1 protein-coding gene is annotated in these 690 nt (G+C 43.0%); it reads right to left on the bottom strand.

Translation table 11 applies throughout. From position 1 onward, the window contains the following. Nucleotides 1–531: Na/Pi symporter (locus tag R7190_RS27660; protein ID WP_318137905.1), on the bottom strand; the 531-nt coding region annotated here is incomplete at its 3' end. Between the last annotated feature and the right edge of the window lie 159 nt (nt 532–690).

Genomic DNA, 690 nt, shown 5'->3' with positions numbered 1-690 from the left:
CTTCATGCTCATGTCGCCAGTGTTCAATAGTGGCGAAACCAACCAGTGAGAAATTTTCTCTAGAATGCCGAACATCATTTCCAAAGGAAGGAAGATCAGAACAGCAAGAAGGTTAAAGAAGTCGTGGATCGTCGCACTAGCAAATGCGCGCTTGAATTCTTCCTTACAACGTACGTGACCTAGTGAAACCAAAGTATTGGGCACTGTGGTACCAATATTGGCACCCATTACCAGTGGAATCGCTGTCTCGACAGGTAGACCAACTGCAACTAAGCCCACAATAATAGAAGTTACAGTACTTGAGGATTGGATTAGGGCTGTTGCTACTAGGCCGATCATAAGACCAGCGATAGGGTGAGATGCAAACTCAAACAATACTTTTGCTTGGTCGCCAGTTGCCCATTTGAAACCGCTACCAACCATAGATACTGCTAGAAGAAGCAGATACAGCATGAATGCCAAGTTAGCCCAGCGTAACCAACGAGTCGTGCTCGAGATAGGCGCTGCTGTTGAAGTAGCTTGGTTCATCATAATTTTCTCCGTTGACCTTTAAGTTCGTTTTTCGGTCTTAAGTTGAAACTTCGGGCGATGTTAGAGAACAAATATTTCAGTAATATTACAGATTGATTTCTGTGGGCACTTTTTATTGTGCTTTTTAATAGTTCAAAAAGGATAGCGGATTATCCTGTT

This window comes from Vibrio sp. 1078-1 (genome assembly GCF_033340475.1).
The sequence above is the reverse complement of the archived record's forward strand: the minus strand, read 5'-3'. Positions and strand labels throughout refer to the sequence as shown.